The sequence below is a fragment of the Streptomyces sp. NPDC092045 genome (genome assembly GCF_044756005.1).
GTDB lineage: Bacteria > Actinomycetota > Actinomycetes > Streptomycetales > Streptomycetaceae > Streptomyces.
Window position 1 is genome coordinate 73,498 of record NZ_JBIVSC010000017.1, and the last position, 20,488, is coordinate 93,985.

General features: G+C 75.0%; 15 protein-coding genes. 9 read left to right on the forward strand and 6 right to left on the reverse strand.

Features of this window, described 5'->3' with window-relative positions; genetic code table 11:
* Positions 1–17: 17 nt before the first annotated feature.
* The 3 genes from ACIQKA_RS27935 to ACIQKA_RS27945 all read left to right on the forward strand — a co-directional run bounded on the left by ACIQKA_RS27935 (position 18) and on the right by ACIQKA_RS27945 (position 4,228).
* On the forward strand, positions 18–1,142 hold the full coding sequence (locus ACIQKA_RS27935; RefSeq protein WP_383150991.1) for a YihY/virulence factor BrkB family protein: 1,125 nt from the start codon (positions 18–20) through the stop codon (positions 1,140–1,142).
* Positions 1,143–1,496: 354 nt separating this feature from the next.
* Positions 1,497–2,606, forward strand: coding sequence for a ribosome small subunit-dependent GTPase A (gene rsgA, locus ACIQKA_RS27940; RefSeq protein ID WP_402542760.1), 1,110 nt, complete (start codon positions 1,497–1,499; stop codon positions 2,604–2,606).
* An 89-nt stretch (positions 2,607–2,695) separates the two neighbouring features.
* Entirely contained in the window at positions 2,696–4,228 is a 1,533-nt protein-coding gene (locus tag ACIQKA_RS27945; RefSeq protein WP_390110921.1) for a DNA-3-methyladenine glycosylase 2 family protein, read from the forward strand.
* Positions 4,229–4,231: 3 nt separating this feature from the next.
* On the opposite strand, the gene ACIQKA_RS27950 is transcribed toward ACIQKA_RS27945, so the two are convergent.
* The 3 genes from ACIQKA_RS27950 to ACIQKA_RS27960 all read right to left on the reverse strand — a co-directional run bounded on the left by ACIQKA_RS27950 (position 4,232) and on the right by ACIQKA_RS27960 (position 6,388).
* Positions 4,232–4,633 (reverse strand): PPOX class F420-dependent oxidoreductase, encoded by a 402-nt coding sequence (locus ACIQKA_RS27950; protein WP_383432552.1) that lies wholly within the window; start codon positions 4,631–4,633, stop codon positions 4,232–4,234.
* A gap of 85 nt (positions 4,634–4,718) precedes the next feature.
* On the reverse strand, positions 4,719–5,201 hold the full coding sequence (locus tag ACIQKA_RS27955; protein WP_383432550.1) for a DUF456 domain-containing protein: 483 nt from the start codon (positions 5,199–5,201) through the stop codon (positions 4,719–4,721).
* 203 nt (positions 5,202–5,404) lie between these two features.
* The gene (locus ACIQKA_RS27960) at positions 5,405–6,388 is read right to left on the reverse strand and encodes a helix-turn-helix domain-containing protein (protein WP_390110924.1); all 984 of its coding nucleotides are present in this window, start codon (positions 6,386–6,388) and stop codon (positions 5,405–5,407) included.
* Between the two features lie 233 nt (positions 6,389–6,621).
* Between ACIQKA_RS27960 and ACIQKA_RS27965 the strand changes: the two genes are divergently transcribed.
* The 4 genes from ACIQKA_RS27965 (at position 6,622) to ACIQKA_RS27980 (ending at position 14,423) form a co-directional block, all read left to right on the forward strand.
* Complete coding sequence (locus tag ACIQKA_RS27965) at positions 6,622–10,383, forward strand: S8 family peptidase (protein ID WP_402542761.1); 3,762 nt, start codon at positions 6,622–6,624, stop codon at positions 10,381–10,383.
* A gap of 123 nt (positions 10,384–10,506) precedes the next feature.
* Positions 10,507–12,162 carry a protein phosphatase 2C domain-containing protein gene (locus tag ACIQKA_RS27970; RefSeq protein ID WP_402542762.1) on the forward strand — a complete coding sequence of 552 codons (1,656 nt, stop codon included), beginning with the start codon at positions 10,507–10,509 and terminating at the stop codon, positions 12,160–12,162.
* A gap of 27 nt (positions 12,163–12,189) precedes the next feature.
* Positions 12,190–13,932, forward strand: coding sequence for a pyruvate dehydrogenase (locus ACIQKA_RS27975; RefSeq protein WP_383432544.1), 1,743 nt, complete (start codon positions 12,190–12,192; stop codon positions 13,930–13,932).
* Positions 13,933–14,018: 86 nt separating this feature from the next.
* On the forward strand, positions 14,019–14,423 hold the full coding sequence (locus tag ACIQKA_RS27980; protein ID WP_383151023.1) for an ATP-binding protein: 405 nt from the start codon (positions 14,019–14,021) through the stop codon (positions 14,421–14,423).
* 36 nt (positions 14,424–14,459) lie between these two features.
* Here the strand turns inward: ACIQKA_RS27980 and ACIQKA_RS27985 are convergent, their stop codons facing one another.
* Both ACIQKA_RS27985 and ACIQKA_RS27990 read right to left on the reverse strand, forming a co-directional pair.
* Complete coding sequence (locus ACIQKA_RS27985; protein ID WP_383151024.1) at positions 14,460–15,572, reverse strand: DUF2637 domain-containing protein; 1,113 nt, start codon at positions 15,570–15,572, stop codon at positions 14,460–14,462.
* 194 nt (positions 15,573–15,766) lie between these two features.
* Positions 15,767–16,633: a (2Fe-2S)-binding protein gene (locus tag ACIQKA_RS27990; protein WP_383151025.1), complete on the reverse strand. Its 867-nt coding sequence runs from the start codon at positions 16,631–16,633 to the stop codon at positions 15,767–15,769.
* 193 nt (positions 16,634–16,826) lie between these two features.
* Here ACIQKA_RS27990 and ACIQKA_RS27995 point away from each other — a divergent pair, with 193 nt between their 5' ends.
* Positions 16,827–17,714, forward strand: coding sequence for an FCD domain-containing protein (locus ACIQKA_RS27995; protein ID WP_391096330.1), 888 nt, complete (start codon positions 16,827–16,829; stop codon positions 17,712–17,714).
* Positions 17,715–17,779: 65 nt separating this feature from the next.
* Complete coding sequence (locus ACIQKA_RS28000) at positions 17,780–19,450, forward strand: WD40 repeat domain-containing protein (protein ID WP_390110935.1); 1,671 nt, start codon at positions 17,780–17,782, stop codon at positions 19,448–19,450.
* A 104-nt stretch (positions 19,451–19,554) separates the two neighbouring features.
* On the opposite strand, the gene ACIQKA_RS28005 is transcribed toward ACIQKA_RS28000, so the two are convergent.
* Positions 19,555–20,343 carry a hypothetical protein gene (locus ACIQKA_RS28005; protein WP_402542763.1) on the reverse strand — a complete coding sequence of 263 codons (789 nt, stop codon included), beginning with the start codon at positions 20,341–20,343 and terminating at the stop codon, positions 19,555–19,557.
* Between the last annotated feature and the right edge of the window lie 145 nt (positions 20,344–20,488).

Here is a 20,488-nt window from a genome sequence, read left to right on the forward strand (position 1 = left end):
GCGGATACGGTAAGCAGGTGCAGGCAGCAAGAGAAACACCCGAACGGCCCGAGGGGCGGCCCTGGAGCAGGCTCCACCGCGCCCGTGTGCTCTACCGCAACGTCTCGAAGCGGAAGCTGGTCTGGCTGCTCCTCAAGGACACCGTCAACTCGTGCGTCGAGTACCGGATCCTCGGCCTCGCCGCCGAGGCGGCGTTCTTCACCCTGCTGTCCCTGCCGCCCCTGCTCCTCGGCCTGATCGCCCTCCTGGGCTACGCCGACGACTGGACCAACACCGACACCGTCACCAGCATCCAGGAGAACATCCTCCGCGCCGCCGGAACGGTCCTCTCCGACCGGGGCGTCGAGGAGATCGCCAAACCGGTCCTGGACGACGTCACCCGGGGCAAACGGCCCGACCTGATCTCCCTCGGCTTCGCCATCGCCCTCTGGTCCGGCTCCCGCGCGGTGAACGTCTTCATCGACACCATCACCGTCATGTACGGCCTCGACGGGCACCGGGGCATCGTGAAGACCCGGCTCCTCGCCTTCCTGCTCTACCTCGTGGCCCTGGTCATCGGCGCCGTCGTGCTGCCACTGGCCGTCGTCGGCCCCGACCGGGTCGTCGAGCTCATCCCCTGGGGCACGGAGGTCGTCTCCGTCCTGTACTGGCCGGCCGTCATCCTCCTCTCCATCGCCTTCCTCACCACGCTCTACCACGTGTCCGTGCCGGTCAGGTCGCCGTGGATCGAGGACATCCCCGGCGCCCTCGTCGCACTCGCCATGTGGACCCTCGGAAGCTTCCTGCTGCGCATCTACCTGACCAGCCAGGTCGAGGGCCCCACCATCTACGGCTCCCTCGCCGCGCCCATCGCCGTCCTCCTCTGGATCGGCGTCTCGGCCTTCGCCGTCCTCGTCGGCGCCGCCGTCAACGCCGCGATCGACCGCGTCTGGCCCTCCGTCGCCACCGCCGCGGCCCGCGAGGCCAACGAACGGGCCCGCGCCGTCCAGGCGGCGGAACTCGTCGCCCGCGTCCGCGCCGAGGCCGACGAGGTCGACGAGGACGACCCGGACATGCCCTCCGAGTTCCCCGAGCGCTGGTCGAAGTTCCTCCCCCCGGACGACGTGAAGTCCCGCCTGCACTCGAACTGGGAGAAGGACTGACGCCGGGCCAGGAGCCCCACCGGTCCACGTCAGCCGGGGCGAAGCCCGGCGAGCCGGTCCGTGCGGTCCCGCTGAGCCGTCGGCAGCGGCGTTCAATTCGGTGGTGCCGTGCCACGGGAGGGGGCTATGGTGCTGACCGTCCGCTCGTGAGTGAGCGGTGATCGGTGCGCCGGTACGTCGGTACGTCGGTACGTAGAGAAGAAGCCGGAGGTGAGGACATTGATGACTGTCACGGTGACGGGCACTGCCCGCATTCAGGAGTTCATCGTTCCCACCCCCGTGGCCTCCGGCTGACACCCACTCGATCCGCGCGCTCGGAGCGCGCCGCCGGGGCCGCCCTTCGAAGGGTTCCCCTTGTCTTCCTCGCTTTCCCCCGGTTCCTCCTCCCTGCTCGACGCCCACGGCTGGGACTCCGGCTGGGCCGCCGCCTTCGAGCCGTACGCCGCGCGGGGGCTCGTCCCCGGGCGGGTCGTCCGGGTCGACCGCGGGCAGTGCGACGTCGTCACCGCCGACGGGACCGTCCGCGCCGACACGGCGTTCGTCACCCCGCACGACCCGCTCCGGGTCGTCTGCACCGGTGACTGGGCCGCCGTCGACCCCGAGGGCGCCGGCGACCCCCGGTACGTGCGGACGTGCCTGCCGCGCCGCACCGCCTTCGCGCGCTCCACCTCCTCCAAGCGGTCCGAGGGACAGATCCTCGCCGCCAACGTCGACCACGCCGTCATCGCCGTCTCGCTCGCCGTCGAGCTCGACCTCGGCCGGATCGAACGCTTCCTCGCCCTGGCCTGGGAGTCCGGCGCCCAGCCGATCGTCGTCCTCACCAAGGCGGACCTCGTCCCCGACCCCGTCGGCCTCTCCTACCTCGTCGAGGACGTCGAGACCGTCGCCCCCGGCGTGCAGGTGCTGCCCCTCAGCTCGGCCACGGGCGAGGGGGTCGACGTGCTCTCCGCGGTGGTCGCGGGCGGCACGACCGTGCTGCTCGGCGTCTCCGGCGCCGGCAAGTCGACCCTCGCCAACGCCCTCGTCGGCGAGGACGTCATGTCCGTCCAAGCCGCCCGCGACGTCGACGGCAAGGGCCGCCACACCACCACCACCCGCAACCTCTTCGTCCTGCCGGGCGGGGGCGTCCTCATCGACACCCCCGGCCTTCGCGGCGTCGGACTCTGGGACGCCGAGGCCGGCGTCGGCCAGGTCTTCTCGGAGATCGAGGAACTGGCTGCCGAGTGCCGCTTCCACGACTGCGCCCACGAGGCGGAGCCGGGCTGCGCCGTGGCGGCCGCCATCGAGGACGGCACCCTGCCCGTCCGCCGCCTGGAGAGCTTCCGCAAGCTCATGCGCGAGAACCAGCGGCTCGTCGCCAAGACCGACGCCCGCCTGCGCAACGAGATCCGCAAGGACTGGAAGCGCACGATGACCGCCGGTCGCGCCGCCGTCGAGTTCAAGCGCAACGGACGCCTGCGGTAGCCCTTACGGGCGAGGGCGTACGGCCCCGGGGGAGCGCGGTGTCCGAAAACCGCGAGCCCCGGGCCGTGCGCCCCCGCACACTGGAGACCGTGAGGGACGACGACACCCGCTACGAGGCGGTCACCAGCAGGGACGCGCGGTTCGACGGAGAGTTCTTCTTCGCCGTCCGGACCACCGGCATCTACTGCCGTCCCAGCTGCCCCGCCGTCACCCCCAAGCGGCGGAACGTCGCCTTCTTCCCGACGGCCGCCGCCGCCCAGGGCCACGGCTTCCGGGCCTGCCGCCGCTGCCGCCCGGACGCCGTGCCCGGCTCCGCCGAGTGGAACGTCCGGGCCGACGTCGTCGGCCGCGCCGTCCGCATGATCGGCGACGGCGTCGTCGACCGCGAGGGCGTCCCCGGCCTCGCCGGACGCCTCGGCTACAGCACCCGCCAGGTCCAGCGCCAGCTCACCGCCGAACTCGGCGCCGGACCCGTCGCCCTCGCCCGCGCCCAGCGCGCCCACACCGCCCGGCTGCTGCTCCAGACCACCCACCTCCCTGTCACCGAGATCGCCTTCGCGGCCGGCTTCGCCAGCGTCCGCCAGTTCAACGACACGATCCGCGCCGTCTACGCCCGCACCCCCACCGCCCTGCGCGCCGAGGCCGGCACCGGCGCGGGAGCCCGCACCGCCCTCGCCGCCGGAGTGCCGCTCCGGCTCGCCCACCGCGGGCCGTACGCGGCCGGCGAGGTCTTCGACCTGCTCGCCGCCGAGGCCGTGCCCCGCGTCGAGGAGGTCGCCGGCGCCCCCGGCGCCCGCACCTACCGGCGCACCCTCCGCCTTCCGTACGGCACCGGGATCGTCTCCGTCGACGAGCGCTCCGCCGGGCGCTGGCTCGACGCCCGCATCCACCTCACCGAGCTGCGCGACCTGACCACCGCCGTGCACCGGCTCCGCCGCCTCTTCGACCTGGACGCCGACCCCTACGCCGTCGCCGAACGCCTCGGGGCCGCCCCCGGGCTCGCCGCCCGGGTGGCCGCCCGGCCCGGCGTCCGCTCCCCGGGCACGGCCGAACCCGAGGAGTTCGCGCTGCGGACCCTCCTCGGCGCCGGGGAGTCCGCCCGGGTCGTCGAGGAGCACGGCACCCCGTTGGCCACCGCCTGCGGCGGCCTCACCCACCTCTTCCCGGCGCCCCGGGACCTGACCGGCCACCCCGTCGCGGGGCCGCTGGCCCGCGCCCTCGCCGACGGAGCCGTACGGCTCGACCCCGGCGCCGACCGCGACGAGGCGGAGCGCGCGCTGCTCGCCGTCCCCGGAGTGACCCCCGGGGCCGCCGCCCTGATCCGGATGCGGGCCCTCGGCGACCCCGACGTGTTCCCGGAGACCTGCACCGGTGTGTTCCCGGAGACCGGTCCCGACGTGCTTCCGGGGGCCGGGCCCGGCGTCTTTCCGGGTGCCGGGCCCGGCGCGACCTCGACTCCCGGCGTCGGTGCGACCTCGGCCCCCGGCCTCGGCGCGCCCCCGGCTCCCCGCCCCGACACCGCCCCGCCGGACTTCCCCGACACCGGGGAATGGCGCCCCTGGCGCTCCTACGCCGCCCGCTACCTCATGGTCCCGGCCACCCCCGGACCCCGCTCCGGGTGACCCTCAGGCGTCCGCGTCCCGGGAGTCGTCGAGTCCCCAGCTGTGGATCCGGTGCGGACGGATCCGGACGACCTCCTCGCTGAAGTGCGGCCCCAGGCCGTGCGGGCCCACGAGCAGCTCCGCCTCGCCGCGGATCTCGACGCCCCGCACCCGCCAGGGGCGGACGCTCACCACGTCGTCCACGACCAGGGCCACCTTCGGGTTCTCCCGCAGGTTGCGCCACTTCTTCGTACGCCCCATCGCGAACCCGCCGATCAGCACGGTGCCGTCCTCCTGCGGGAAGAACCCCACCGGGTTGGCCTGCGGCTGCCCGGACGGGTCGACGGTCGCCATCCGGCCGAGCCGCCCCCGGTCCTCCGTGAGGTAGGTCCACTCCGTCCCGCTGAAACCCTCGAAGTTCCTCATGGGTCCAGGATCGCGCCGATCCCCGCCCGGCGGATCGGCGACGGGACCGACGCCGCCTCCGTCTCCGGGACCAGGACCCGCACCCTCAGCCCCAGAGCACCGCCCCCGCCCACGCCCCCACGACCAGCAGACAGGCGAACAGCTCCACGAGCACGCTCGTGCCGGCCGCCCGCATCACCGTCCGGGTCGCCGCCCTGGCCTGCCCGTGCCCGCCCAGGCGGAGCCGCTCCGCGAGGTAGATCCCGCCCACGAAGCCGGGCACCGCGCCGACCACCGGGACCAGGACGAAGCCCAGGAGCGCGCCCGCCCCGGCGTACGCCACCATCCGGCGGGTGATGCCGACCCCCCGGAACCGGCGCGCCGGCAGCTGCCAGACGACCACCTGGGTGAGCAGCAGCAGACCGGTCGAGGAGGCGAGCAGGATCCATGCGAGGTCCGTCCGCTCGTGCAGCGACCACCAGAGCATCGCCGCCCACACCAGCCACGTTCCCGGCACGCCGGGCGCCAGGACCCCGAACAGACCGAGCAGCATCACCGTCGCGACCATCAGGAGCTGCCACACACCCACGCTGCCCAGCGTGCACGACACCGCGGATTCCCGCAGGTCGCGGCGGGCGGACGGGGGACGGCGGCCGGGGGACGGAGGAGGGCGGACGGGAGGCGAAGGGCGGGAGGCGAAGGACGGGGACGGTGGTCGGAGGCGCGCGGGCCCGGGCCCGGGGCCCGGCCCCAGAGCCGGTTCCCCGACCCCGCCCCCGGCCCGTCCCCGCCTCACCTCCGCGCCACCCACCCCTTCTCGTACGCGTGCCAGCCCAGCTGCAGCCTGGTCGAGACGCCCGACAGCTCCATCAGCCCCTTCACCCGCCGCTGCACCGTCCGCAGCCCCAGGTCGAGCTGCTTCGCCACGCTCGCGTCCGTCATCCCGGCGAGCAGCAGGGAGAGGATCTCCAGGTCCACCGCGTCCGGGCCCGGCGCCTCGTCCTCGGTGATCTGGGCGCCCGCCCCGAGCCGCAGCGGCAGCGCCTCCCGCCACACCGACTCGAAGAGCCCCATCAGCGATTCGAGGAGCCCGCTCGCGTGCACCACGATCGCCGCCGGCTCCACGCCCCGCCCGGTCAGCGGCACCATCGCCAGGGACCGGTCGGCGACGACCAGCTTCGTGGGGACCCGGTCCGCGATCCGGATGCGCTCCTCGCGGCCGAGCGCCGCCGAGAGCTCCATCAGCCCCGTCGGCAGGGAGAGCACCTCGCGCTCGATCACCACCCGGTAGCGCACGCCCCGCCCGGCCGCCTGCTCCTCCGCGTCGTTCTCCAGGCCGGAGACCGCGATCGGCTTGCCCGTCACCAGGGCGCAGACCTCCTCCGTCGCGCCCAGCTGGAGCTGGAGGAAGCGGTGGGTCACCGCGCTCGCCCCGGTCACCACCTCCACCAGGTCGTGCACGGCCGCCTCCGCCGCCTCCGCCCGGTACTCCTCGGCGAGGAGCGCCGCCGCCAGCTCGGCCTGCTCCAGCTCGTGGCGCTGCTGGGTGAGCAGCGCGCCGAGCGCCACCCCGGGCGGGGCCGCGACCCATCGCCCGGTGCAGGCCGAGGACTGGGCGGCGAGCCCCTGCGACTCGAGGCGCCGCAGGGCCCGTTCGGTCTCCTGCTCGGGCAGGGCGAGCCGGTGGGCGAGGTCCGTGACCTCGGCCGCGCCCAGCGAGACCAGAGCGCGGTACGCCGATTCCTGGCGCTCGTCGAGTCCTATCGCTCCCAGCATGGATGCCCCACCCCTCGCCCCACCCGCGCCGGGCGCCCCGCGTCTTCCGGGGACGCCCGCCGGAGGCTTTCGTTCCGTCGGTGACCTGGCGGAAAACGGCCACGGCGTGTTCCCGCCCGGCTCATCATCCCTGTACCGCCCTCACCTCTGCCAATGTGGCGCCACCGCAGCACCAACAGCCTCCGGGAACGGGCGATTCGCTCCGCCGTGCCCGGAAAACGATGGGGAGAGTGATGCGCCCGATTTCGCGTACGGCCCTGGGGGCGGCGACCGCCGCCGTCCTGGCCGCCACCGCGGTCGCGCCGTCCGTGGCGAACGTGCCGCAGGACGGAACGGCCGGCAAGCGGCCCCCGGTCGGCAGCGAGGCCCCGGCCCGCGCCGGGGCCGGGACCACCACGGTGACCCTGGTCACCGGCGACCGCGTCCTGGTCACCCGCGACGCCGCGGGCGTCCCGGCGGCCACGGCCCTGCCCGGCGAGGACGGCACCGTCCCCCTCGTCCAGACCCGCCGCTCCGGCCGGGACCTGTACGTCTACCCCGAGGCCGCCACCGCCGCGCTCGCCGCCGGACGCGTCGACGAGGAGCTCTTCAACGTCACCGGCCTCGTCCGCCAGGGCTACGACGACACCGCCACCACCGCCCTGCCCCTCATCGCGGTCTACGGCTCCGACGTCGCCCGCTCCGTCCCCCTCGCCCCGCGCGGCGCCCGGCGCGGCCAGGTCCTCGAGGCCGTCGACGGCGTCGCCCTCCGGGCGGAGAAGAAGACCGCCGCCACCTTCTGGGCCGAGGTGGACGCCCCGGAGGCCCGCGCCGCCTCCGGCATCGAGAAGCTCTGGCTCGACCGCAAGGTCGAGGCCACCCTGGAACGCTCCACGAAGCAGGTCCACGCCCCCGAGGCCTGGGCCGCCGGCTACGACGGCAGGGGCACCAGGGTCGCCGTCCTCGACACCGGAGCCGACACCGACCACCCCGACCTCAAGGGCCGCGTCGTCGCCTCGGAGAACTTCACCGGCTCCGACACCACCGGCGACCGCCAGGGCCACGGCACCCACACCCTCTCCACCGTCGGCGGTTCCGGCGCCGCGAGCGGCGGAAAGAAGAAGGGCGTCGCGCCCGGCGCGGAACTCCTCAACGGCAAGGTCCTCGACGACTCCGGCTCCGGCGCGATCTCCTGGATCATCGCCGGCATGGAGTGGGCCGTCGCCCAAGGCGCCGACGTCGTCTCCATGAGCCTCGGCAGCCCCGTCCCCACCGACTGCACCGACCCGATGAGCGTCGCCGCCGAGGAGCTCGCCGGGAACGGGGGCACCCTCTTCGTCGTCGCCGCCGGAAACACCGGCCCCTCCCCCAACACGGTCTCCTCGCCCGGCTGCGCGCCCGGCGTCCTCACCGTCGGCGCCACCGACCGCGACGACTCCACCGCGTCCTTCTCCAGCCGAGGCCCGACGCTCGTCAACCACACGCTCAAGCCGGAGATCGCCGCGCCCGGCGTCGCCATATCCGCCGCCGCCGCGGGCGGCCGGGGCGTGTACGCCTACCGGTCCATGTCCGGTACGTCGATGGCCACCCCGCACGTCGCGGGCGCCGCCGCCCTCGTCAAGCAGCGCCATCCCGACTGGACCGCCCGGCAGGTCAAGGCGGCGCTCGTCGCCTCCGCCGAGAGCGACCTGCCCGGCGACGTCCGCGAGGTCGGCGCCGGCCGCCTGGACGTCAAGGCCGCCGTCGACCAGAGGGTCCTCGGCGCCCCCGCCGTCCAGGGCGGCACCTTCCCCTGGCCGCAGGACAGGAGCGACCGCACCACCGTCTCCGTCCCGTACACCAACACCTCGAACGCCCCGGTCGCCCTCGACCTGGCCGTCGAGCGGGTCACCGGCAACGACGGCTCCCGCGTGAAGTCGCCCGTCGCCCGCCTCGGCAAGCGCACCGTCACCGTCCCCGCCGGCGCCACCGTGGAGGTCCCGCTGGAGCTCGACCCGGCCGCCCGCCTGGACCGCGCCCAGTACGGCGACGTCACCGGCCGCGTGATCGCCACCGGCAGGGGCGGCGTCCACGTCTCCACGCCGTTCTCGCTGTACGTCGAGCCCGAGACCGTCACCCTCCGCGTCAAGCTGGTCGACCGCCTCGGCGAGCCCGCCTCCGGCGCCTCCTCCCTCGACGTCATCGGCACCGACGACGCCACCGGGGAGCGCCGCTTCAACGAGGGCGCCACCGACCAGGTCTTCCGCCTGCGCCCCGGCAGCTACTTCCTCTCCTCCTACGTCACCACGCCCGACCCGGGCGAGGGCGCCGCGCCGACCGACTCGCTCAGCTACCTCGGCCGCCCGCAGTTCGAGCTGAGGAAGGACACCACCGTCGTCCTCGACGCCCGCAGGGCCCACGAGCTGTCCGTGCGGACCGACAAGGACATCGAACTCCGCGGCGCCACCCTCGCGTTCGCCCGCTCCTGGGACGACACCTGGACGCACGCCGGCACCGCCGCCGGACCGCGCACCGTCCGCGCGTACTACGCCTCGGTCGAAGGCCGCGCCGACGACGGCGACTTCGAGTTCGGCAGCTACTGGCGGGCCGCCGCCCCGCAGATCACCTCCCTGCGCACCGGCGACGGGCTGACCCTGCACCCGCTCACCGGCTCCCTCGCCTCCGACAACCTCGACGGCACCGGCTCCGCCCGCCTCGTCGACGCCGGAACCGGCACCCCCGACGAACTGAGGGCCGCCGGCGTCAAGGACCGCGTCGCCCTCGTCCGCCTCCCCGACGACAGCAACCAGGTGAGCGTCCTCGCCCGCGACGCCAAGGCCGCCGGGGCCGTCGCCGTCCTGGCCCACCACGCGGCCCCCGGCCGCTGGTACCCCGGCGGAGGCTTCATGGGCAACGGCCTCCCCGTCCTCTCCGTCCCGTCCGCGGAGGCCGCCGCGCTCCTGGGCGAGCTGGCCGCCGGCCCGGTCACCCTCGCCTGGAAGGCCACCGCGAAGAGCCCGTACGTCTACAACCTCGCGTTCCCCGAGACCGGCGCGATCCGCTCCGCCAAGGAGTACCGGGTCCGCGACGGCGCCCTCGGCCGCACGGACTCCACGTACGGCTCCACCGGCGTCGCCACCGACTTCTTCGACAGCCCCGCCGCCCACCGCCCCAACGGCACCCGCGTCTTCTTCGGCTCCCTCGAAACGGTCCCCGTGCCCGGCACCCGCACCGAGTACTACTCCACCGGCGACACCGCCTGGGAGCAGCTGGTCGGCAGCAACTTCCCCTTCGGCGAGCTCATGGCCGGCACCCGCCACGCCTACAGGGCGGGGGAGAGGCGCACCGAGCGCTGGTACGACGGCGTCCTCGCCCCCACCGCCCCGCGCGACGCCACCGGGAAGCCGGTCCTCGTCGCCGAGCGCCAGGGCAACCTCATCGGCTTCGCCGCCGCGATGTGGGGCGACTCCACCCACCACGCCGAGCCCGGCTCCTTCGGCGACATCGGCAACCTGCGCCTCCGCCGCGACGGCGAGCTCATCGGCGAGACCGGCTGGCCGCACGGCGTCTTCGAGGTACCGGCCGAAGCCGGGACGTACACGCTCGAACAGAACACCACGAAGCTCGGCAGCAAGGTGTGGAACCGCTCCACCTCCGTCAACTCGGTGTGGGAATTCACCTCCAAGCTTGACGAGAGCGTCTATTCTCAGGGCATCCCGATTCTCTTCCCCCGGTACGACCTTCCGGAGGACGGCCTCAAGACCCTCGCCGCGACCGACGGCCAGCACATCGGCCTCACCGCGACGGGACACGCGGGGCACACCCCCGCGGCGCTCACCTCGGCCAGGCTCTCGTACTCCTACGACGGCGGTACGACCTGGACCGAAGCGCGGGTCTCCCGGCAGGGCGGCCGCTGGACCGCGACCGTGAACCACGCGGGCGCGACCGGCGAGCAGGTCACCCTGAAGACCGAACTGACGGACGCCGGGGGCAACTCCGTCACCCAGACCGTGGTCCGCGCCTACGACGTGCGCTGACCACGCCGGTCCGCCGGGCGTCCTTCCCGTGGGGGGTGGGGCCGCCCGGCGGACCACCCATTCGCCGCAACGCTTTTTCCGATGTGCCGTTTTCGGGCCCCTCGCGCGGTGGACAATAAGGGCATGACTCAGCAGGGGGACAGCTGGTGGGACAAGCTCTACGACGAGTCGGCGCCGGACACGGCCCCGACGGTCTCGGGTGACACGCTCGACGACCACTTCGACACGGCGGCCCGCGCCACGACGGGCCCACCGGGCGGCCCGCCGACCGACGCGAAGGAACCGGCCGCCGCGAAGAGCCCGGCCGACCCGGTGGTCCCGGCCGCCGCGAGGGGCACCACCCGCCCGGCGGGCCCGGACCCCCGGGCCACGGCACCGGCGCCGCCTCCGGCTCCCGCTCCCGCTCCGAGGAGCACCGCTCCCGGCCCGGCCCCGGAACCACCGCCCGTACCGACCGCGCCGCCCGTACCTCCCGTACCGCCCGCGCCGGTCGCGGCCCCCGAGCCGCCCGCTCCCGTTCCGCCCGTCGTCGTTCCGCCCGTTCCGGAACGAGCCCCCTGGGAGGCCGCCGAGAGCGGGCCGCGGACCTTTCCCACCCCGCCGGTCGAAGCGCCCACCGTCCAGGTGCCGGTGCCTCCGGACCCTCCGGTACCGGAATCGGACCCGGAGGCGGAGAAGGAACAGGAGCCGGAGGCGGAGCGGTCGTCGACCCGCACCGGCCACGCTCCGACCGGCCACACCCCGGCCGACCACGCCCCGACCGTCCAGGTCCCCGTCCCCCGTCCCCGTACCGGATTCGTCGGCAGCAGACCGCCCACCTACGAGCCCGAGCCCACCGCCCTGCCCGTCGCCCGTCCCGGCGAACTCGCCGACGTGGTCGCGGACACCGTCCTCGACGGCGCCCGCTACGGCACCTGCACGCTGCGCGCCGCCTCCGTGCGCGGCGACTCGGCCCGCTTCCGGGGCGAGCCCCGCCGCGACGCCCTCCTCACCGCCCGCTTCGGCCACGACGAGGCCGCGCTCGTCCTCGTCGCCGTCGCCGCCGGGTCCCGGGCCGCCGAGGACGCCCACCTCGCCGCCGCCGACGCCTGCCGCTGGATCGCGGAGGCGGTCTGCCGCAGCCAAGGCCGGCTCTCCGAGGACATCAGGTCCGGCCGCCGCGGCGACCTCAAGTCCGGACTGCACCGGCTCACCGACCGCACGTACGGCAAGCTGCGCGCCCGCGCCGCCGAGCGGGGCCTCGCCCCCGACGAGTACACCGCCTCCCTGCGCTGCCTCCTGCTCCCCGCCGACCCCGACTGCCGCACCCGGGTCTTCTTCGGCGTCGGTGGCGGCGGTCTGTTCCGGCTCCGCGACGGCGCCTGGCAGGACATCGAGCCGCTGCTGCCCGAGCGGACCGCCGTCACCGGCGCCCCCGTCGTCGGCTTCGGCTCCCCGCCGCCCGCGCCGTCCGTCCCGGAGGCCACCGAGGAGGAGGACAGGCTCACCATGGACCTCGGCATCACGACCGCGCCCGGGCCGCTCGTGGAGGAGCCCGTGCCGCCGCCCGCCGAGCCGTTCCGCTTCCGTGCCTCCGTAGCCCGCCCCGGTGACACCCTGCTGCTGGCCTCGTCCGGCCTCGCCGACCCGGTGCGCGGCGAGCCGGGCCTCGCCCGCGAGCTCGCCGGCCGCTGGGCCGACGCGGAGCCGCCCGGCCTCGCCGCCTTCCTCGCCGACGTCCAGCTGAGGGTGACCGGTTACGCCGATGACCGTACGGGGGTGGCCGTCTGGGAGGCGTGATCCGCCGGGCCGTGTGTTGATGGGACCATGGCCAAGCAGAACGTAGCGGAGCAGTTCGTCGACATCCTCGTGCGCGCGGGCGTGAAACGCCTCTACGGAGTGGTCGGCGACAGCCTGAACCCGGTCGTCGACGCGATCCGCCGCACCAAGGGGATCGACTGGATCCACGTCCGGCACGAGGAGGTCGCCGCCTTCGCCGCGGGCGCCGAGGCCCAGATCACCGGTGGCCTCGCCGCCTGCGCGGGCTCCTGCGGACCGGGCAACCTGCACCTCATCAACGGCCTGTACGACGCCCACCGCTCCATGGCCCCGGTGCTGGCCCTCGCCTCGCAGATCCCGTCCAGCGAGATCGGCCTCTCCTACTTCCAGGAGACCCACCCGGACCAGCTGTTCCGCGAGTGCAGCCACTACAGCGAGCTGATCTCCAGCCCGAAGCAGATGCCCCGGCTGCTCCACACGGCGATCCAGCACGCCGTCGGCCGCGGCGGCGTCAGCGTCGTCTCGCTGCCCGGCGACGTCGCCGCCGAGCCGGCCCCGGAGAAGACCGTGGAGTCCGCGCTCGTCACCACCCGGCCCACCGTCCGCCCGGGCGACGCCGAGGTCGACGCCCTGGTCCGGATGATCGACGACGCCGACCGCGTGACGCTCTTCTGCGGCAGCGGCACCGCCGGTGCCCACGCCGAGGTGATGCGGTTCGCCGAGCGGATCAAGGCGCCGGTCGGCCACGCCCTGCGCGGCAAGGAGTGGATCCAGTACGACAACCCGTACGACGTCGGCATGAGCGGACTGCTCGGGTACGGCGCCGCCTACGAGGCCACCCACGAGTGCGACCTGCTGATCCTGCTCGGCACCGACTTCCCGTACAACGCCTTCCTGCCCGACGACGTCAAGATCGTCCAGGTGGACGTGAGGGCCGAGCACCTCGGGCGCCGCTCCCGGCTCGACCTCGCCGTCTGGGGCGACGTCCGGGAGACCCTGCGCTGCGTGATCCCCCGGGTCCGGGCCAAGAAGGACCGGCGCTTCCTCGACAAGATGCTCAAGAAGCACGCCGACGCCCTCGAAGGGGTCGTCAAGGCCTACACCCGCAAGGTCGAGAAGCACACCCCGATCCACCCCGAGTACGTCGCCTCCGTCCTCGACGAACTCGCCGACGACGACGCCGTCTTCACCGTCGACACCGGCATGTGCAACGTCTGGGCGGCCCGCTACCTCACGCCCAACGGGCGGCGCAGGATCATCGGCTCGTTCAGCCACGGCTCGATGGCGAACGCGCTCCCGCAGGCGATCGGCGCCCAGTTCACCGATCTGAACCGACAGGTCGTCTCGCTCTCCGGCGACGGCGGCTTCTCCATGCTCATGGGCGACTTCCTCACCCTGGTCCAGTACGACCTGCCCGTGAAGGTCGTGGTGTTCAACAACTCCTCGCTCGGCATGGTCGAGCTGGAGATGATGGTCGCCGGCCTGCCCTCCTACGGGACGACGAACAAGAACCCGGACTTCGCCGCCATCGCCCGCGCCGCCGGCGCCCACGGCATCCGGGTCGAGAAGCCCAAGCAGCTCGCGGGCGCCCTCAAGGAGGCCTTCAAGCACAAGGGCCCGGCCCTGGTGGACGTCGTCACCGACCCCAACGCGCTCTCCATCCCGCCCAAGATCAAGGCGGACATGGTGACCGGCTTCGCGCTCTCCGCGAGCAAGATGGTCCTGGACGGGGGCGTGGGCAGGATGCTCCAGATGGCCCGCTCCAACCTGCGGAACGTGCCCAGGCCCTGACCCCCCGCCACGACCCATGTATGCCGACGGTCCCGTGGGGCATGCATCCCCGTGAGCCTGTTCGACGCGACCACGGGTGGGGGGACATGACCGGGGAGGCACGACAGCCGACTCAGCTGCTCAGAAAGGTGGGGTGCGCGGATCTCACCGCGGTGCCGGAAGTGCGGCACGCCCTGCGGGAACTGCTGCGGAAGTGGGGCGACCCGGGCGCCTCGGACGTGGCCGAGCTCCTCACCAGCGAGCTGGTGACCAACGCCCTGGTCCACACCGACCACGGGGCCGTCGTGACCGCGACGGTCGTCCCCGAGCAGTTACGGGTCGAGGTGCGCGACTTCGTCCCGGGCCTGAGGGCGCCGGAGGCACCGCCCGCCGACGACCGCACGAACGGCCGGGGACTCGTCCTCGTCCAGGCGCTGGCCGACTCCTGGGGAGTCGAGGACCAGGGGGTGGGCAAGGTGGTGTGGTTCGAACTGAACGGCGGGGCCGCCTGAGGGGCGGCCCCGCCGTTCTCCGTGCTGTCGTACTGCTCAGCCGAACTGCTGCTCCAGGTCCTTGAGCTTGCGCTCCAGGGAGTCGAGACGGGGCAGCGCCTGGGTGTCGTCCTCGGCGGTGAGGTCCACCGCCCGGGAGTCTCCCGCACGGGGCTCATCGCCCCTCACGGCTTGCAGGGATGGCCGGGGTCGAAGCGGCAGCTGTCCGGGATCCGCTATGGCGGGCTCCACGACGGGCGCCTGGACGGCGCCCGTCGTGGAGCCCGACCCGGAGACCTGGGCGGGCGCCGTGCCCGGGGCGGCCGTGGCGTTCAGCGCCGCCATCTCGACCTGGCGGCCACCGCCGCGGCCGATCCCGAAGGACCGGTGCTGACGGTTGATCGCCTTGAGCCGGGCCCGGTCCAGCTTCACCTGGCCCCGCCTGCGGATCCGGTTCTGCTCCTTCTCCTTGCGGTCCTCCCGCACCTCGTCGACCGCCTCGTCCAGGGTCCGCACGTTCTCCAGGAGCATCAGGGACCAGGCCGCGAAGGTCTCCCGGGGCGCCCTCAGCCAGCGGACGATCCGGATCTGCGGCAGCGGGCGGGGCACGAGGCCCTGCTCGCGCAGCGCGGCCCGGCGCGTCTGCTTCAGCGCCCGGTCGAAGAGGACCGCCGCCGAGAGGGACATCCCCGCGAAGAACTGCGGGGCTCCGTCGTGGCCGAGGCCCCTGGGCGCGTGCACCCAGTTGAACCAGGCCGCCGCGCCCGCGAACAGCCAGACGAGCAGGCGCGAGCCGAGGGCCGCGTCGCCGTGGCTGGCCTCGCGGACGGCGAGGACCGAGCAGAACATGGCCGCGCCGTCGAGCCCGAAGGGCACGAGGTACTCCCAGCCGCCGGAGAGGCTGAGGTTCTGGCGGCCGAAGCCCACGAGGCCGTGGAAGGAGAGCGCGGCCGCGACGGCCGCACAGCAGAACAGCAGGCCGTACGAGGCGAATCCGTAGATCGCCTCCTTGCGCCTCCGGCGCTCCTCGCTGCGTTCCCAGGAGTCCTCGGCCGGGGCCTGGTCACCGGCGCGCTTCCCGCGCGCGAGCACCGCCACCGCCGTCAGGACCCCGGCGACCATCACGCCGCCGGGAAGCAGCCAGTCCAGCGATATGTCGGTCAGTCTCATGCGGTGTCCCTTGCATCGCGGTAGGGCGTTCGGTCGCCCATACTGACCGACCCCGCGCGGCGCTCACGCCGTTTCCGGGCAAGACCACGCCATCGGGGTGCCGGTCCGTGCGAATAGGAGCGATCTGGTCGAACGCCCTTGCAGGGAAGGGGAGTTGCGTTCGATTGGCGCCACCCTTCCGGGTGGCGTAATCGTCAGGCGGCCGCGGTCAGCCGGCGCACCCGGTCGGCGTCGCAGGTGCGCGGGCAGGTGACGCAGGTGTCCTCGGGGCGCAGCGTGTAGAAGAAGCAGCAGGTGGCCCGGTCGCGGGTGGTGAGCGGGGCGCCGTCCGGCCCCTCGGCGCCGGGCAGCTCCCGGAAGCCCGCGGCCCCCGCGTACGGCTTGTGCGGCTTGGCGGTGCCCGGCATCAAGAGCTCCAGCTCCTCCGTGGCCCGCCGCTCCTCGCCGAGCAGGTTGCCCACGTACCAGAGGCCCTCGACGATCTCGTCCGTCGCCATGCCCCACAGGGCCCGGCGGCCGCGCCGCATCCGGGAGCCGAAGCCGTCGAGGACCGCCTCGAAGTGCTCGGCGAGCGAGGAGCGCACCTCGGCCCGCAGCGCCTCCTCGTCGGCGACGACCCGGGCGCCGGGCAGGTCCGCGGCGGGATCGCCCGGCAGGCAGGCGAACTCCTCGATCCGGACCGCCATGCGCCCGAGCGTGCGCTGGAAGGCGACGTTCCGGACGGGGAGGCGGGGCACCCGGCGGTCCAGGAACCACGGGACGGTGACCAGGAGGCAGGCGGGCCAGGCGTAGCGGTGCAGTCCGAAGCTGGCGACGACGTCGGGACGGGCCTGCGCGCCGTAGTCGCGCCGCACCTGCTCGTCGTCCCAGGCCAGGAAGGCGTCCAGCTCGGCGCCGCCGGCCGCGAGCGCCTCCGCGCCGACCCAGCCCTCGCCGCGCGGCAGGAGGTCGCCGGGGGCGTGTTCCTCTATGCGCAGGTACGAGAAGACCTCGGCGAGGCGGGCGTAGGAGGCCGCGACGGGTGAGGCGGACGGGGCGGGCAACAGGGCGGGGACGGTCATGCGGACCACCGAATCGCGATCGTCGACAGGTAAGGCTTACCTTACCCGATTCGATCGGGTGTCTCACCACCAGCACACCGTTCCGACCCGGGAGGCGTCTCTCACACCCTCGGCACCGGCCCGTTCGCCTATGGTGCACAGGGGACCCGCGCGACGCGAGCCGGGCCCGGTACGAGGCCCCAGGAGGACCCGGGTGGAGCAGGGAGCGGCGCGCGAGCGGACGACGGGGGCCCCGTCCCCGGACTCGCCCCCCGCCGACGCCGCGCACGGGGAGCCGGCGGACCCGGCCGGGACCCCGGACGCGCGCTCCGCCCGCGTACCCGGCCAGGCCCGGTTCGGGGAGACGGGCGGGGGAGCGGAACCGGAGCGGTACCAGGACGCGGCCCCGGCCCCCGGCGACCTCCCGGACGCGCGCGGCGAGCATGCCCGCGGCGGCCCGGCCGGGCTCGTGCCCCGGTCCGTGCGGCGGCACTCCGTGCGCGGACAGGTCCTCGAAGCGCTCCGCACCGCCCTGGTCGGCGGCGAGCTCGTCCCCGGCGAGGTGTACTCCGCGCCCGCCCTCGCCGAGCGCTTCGGCGTCTCCGCCACCCCCGTCCGCGAGGCCATGCAGCGCCTGGCCGTCGAGGGCGCCGTCGAGGTCGTGCCGAACCGCGGCTTCCGCGTCACCGAGCGCACCCCCCGCGAGCTCGCCGAGCTGGCCGAGATCCGCGCGCTCATCGAGGTCCCCGTCATGCTGCGGCTCGCCCGCACCGTCCCGGCCGCCCGCTGGGCCGGGCTGCGCCCGCTGGCCGAGGCCACCGCGACGGCCGCGGCCCGGGGCGACCGCGCCCACTACGCCGAGGCCGACCGCGCCTTCCACCGGGCCGTCCTCTCCCTCGCCGGGAACCGGCAGCTCCTCGCCGTCGCCGACGACCTCCACCGCCGCTCCCAGTGGCCCCTGATCAGCGCCCCCGCCGTCAGCCACGGCGTCCTCGTCGCCGACGCCGCCGAGCACACCGCCCTGCTCGACGCCCTGATCGCCCAGGACCTGACGGTCGTCCGGGCCCTGGTGCGGGAGCACTTCACCGGATCGGAGTGCTGAGCGCCCGGGACGACTAAGGTCGGGGGCGTCAGCCGCTCGCACCGTGCCGTCCGTGAGGTGTCCCCATGCCGTCCGCGACCCCGTCCCCGGCCTGGGACGGACGCCGGCCCTCCACCGGTACGGAACCCGGGGCAGCGGCCCTGCTCGGCTGGCTCACCGACCCCGACGCGCCCCGGATCTGCCTCGTCACCGGCGCCCCCGGCAGCGGCAAGACGGCCCTGCTCGGCTGGCTCGCCGCGCACGGCCCGCGCTCCGGCCGCCCCCGCCGCCGCTCCGCCCGGGTGCTCGTCCCGCTGGCGGGACAGAGCGTCCTCGGCGTCACCTGGACCGTCGCCGACCGCCTCGGCGTGGTCGCCGGGACGCCGGGCGACCTCGTCGACGCCCTCGCCACCGGCGAGGCGCGGCCCACCGGCCGGACCGTCCTCCTCCTCACGGACCTGCACGCCGCCGCCGAACCCGGGGCGCTCGCCCGGCTGGTCGCGGAACTCGCCGGAGTGGGCCGGGTCCGGCTCGTGGTCGAGGCCCGCGACGACACCCCCGCCCTGACCGCCCTGCGCGCCGACCGCCGGGTCGCCGTCGTGGACCTGGACGGCGACCCCGGACCCCTCGACGCGGCCGGGGAGCCCGCCGCCCGGCCGCTGCCGGACCTCTCCGACCCGGCCGCCGTCTGCGCCGCCGACCCGCTGCTCGTCACCACGGCGTACGTCACCGGCTCCGCCCCGGCCGGCGTGCCCGGCACCCTCGACGGGCCCGAGCCGTCCGGCCGCCCCGGCGAGACCACCGCCGACGACCACGGCGGCCTGCGCACCGCCTGGATGCGGGCCGGGCAGTCGCTCTGCCGGGCCCAGCCCCCGGCGGAACGGGCCCTGGTGCTGCTCGCCGCGCTCGGCGACGGGGCCGACCCCCGGCTGCGCCCCGCCCTCGCCGACCTCGCGGCGGCCGCGCCCTGGCGGCTCCGCTGGGCCCGCCACCGCGGCGACCTGACCCCGCCCTGGCCGGGCCCGGTCGCCGTCCTCGGCGCGGCGGGCGGCCCGCTGGAGGGCACCCTGCTCGTGAGCGACCGCACCGGCACCGTACGCCTGCTGCACGAGGCCGACGCGAGCTCCGCCGGGCGCCTGGCGCACACCGTCCCCGGCCGGATCGCCGCCCTCGCGCCCGCGCCGGACGGCACGGTGCTGATCCTGGACGACCGGGGCCGGCTGCACGCCGTACGGGGAACGGCGCCCCGGCCCCCGTACCTGGAGCGCCTCACCGAGGCGGTCTCCGCGACCCTCGCCCGCCACCCCGGCACGGCCCTCGCGGCGATCGGCGGTTCGGTGGTGGTGGGGGACCGGCTCGGCTCCGTGCACGCCTTCGGCCTCACCGGCCTCCACCAGGCGGCCTCCCACAGCGGCCGGGTCACGGCGGTCGCGGCGGTGGAGTCCGAGACCCCCTTCGTCTGCTCCGGCGGCGCCGACGGGACCGTACGGCTCTGGACGCCGGGCCGCGACCCGCGCCCCGAACCCCTGGCCGAACGCCGCTCGCCGGTGGTCTCGCTGCACGCCGCGGAGACCCCGCACGGCCCCCTGGTCGCCGCGGCCTGGGCCGACGGCATCGTCGAACTCCACCGGCCGGAGGGCGGCCCGAAGCTCTCCTTCCGCCCGGGCCCCCCGGTCCGCGCCGTCGCCGTCACCGGCTCCGGGTCCCTCCTCGTCGGCACCGACGAGAGCCTGCTGTGCCTCGCGGCGAGGAGGTGACCCGGCGGGGGCGCGTCCGGCGGATCCGGCCGTGATCCGCCGGACGCGCCCCGGGTGACCCGGCGAGGTGACCCGGCGTCAAGAGGCCTTCGGACGGAGGCCTTTCACGTGGCCGGGTGCGGGGTGAGCTGGGCCGACAGCCAGGTCGGCACCCCGCCGAGCAGCCGGAAGAGGCGCCGCGCCTCCGCCCGCAGCCGTCCGGCCTCCGGTTCGGTCTCCGTGGTGGCCAGGGCGGTGAGGGCCGGAGCCGTACCCACCAGGTAGCCCAACTCCTCCCGGATCCTCAGCGATTCGGCGAACCCGTGCCGCGCCTCCGCCAACTCGCCCTCCCGCAGGGCCAGTCCGGCGAGGTGGCGCCACGTCGAGGAGAGCAGCAGCGCGTCCCCCTGGGCGACCGCCCCCGCGTGCGCCCTGCGGTACGCGGCCAGGGCCGCCTGCGGGGAGTCGCCGAGGTTCTGGGCGACGAGGCCGCGCCGGAAGTCGAGCAGCGGCCTGCCCTCGGCGGAGGGGGCGATCAGGGCCGCCGCCCGGCCCAGGGCCATCCGGGCCTCGTCGGCCCGGTCGCGGACCCCGAGGAGGGTGGACGCGTAGGCGAGGTAGCCGCGTTCGCAGGCGGCGGCCCCGCGCTCCTCGTCGGTGCGGGCGACCGCCTCGGCCGTCCTCAGGGCCTCCTCGGCGTCGGCCCAGCCCTTCTCGGTGTAGAGGCAGCGCTCGATGAGCAGCGCGGCCCGTTCGAGCGCCGCGGTCGGTTCGGCGGCGCGCGGTGCGAGCAGCGCGGCCGCGTCCGTCCAGCAGCCCCGGGAGCGGAGACGCCACACGGCGGTCTCCACGGGAGTCTCCCTGCCGTGGGCGAGGGACGGATCTTCGCCATCCCTTGATTCGGAACCAGACATGGCGGTATCCGCCACATTGCCCTCCCCGAGCGCGCCATCGAGCTGTTGAGTAGACCCGCATCTCAGCACGAAGCGGCATACCCGGCCAAGGGGTCGGGTGAAAGATTTCACAAAGGGACGATCGGTGTGGTGACCACCCTTCGCA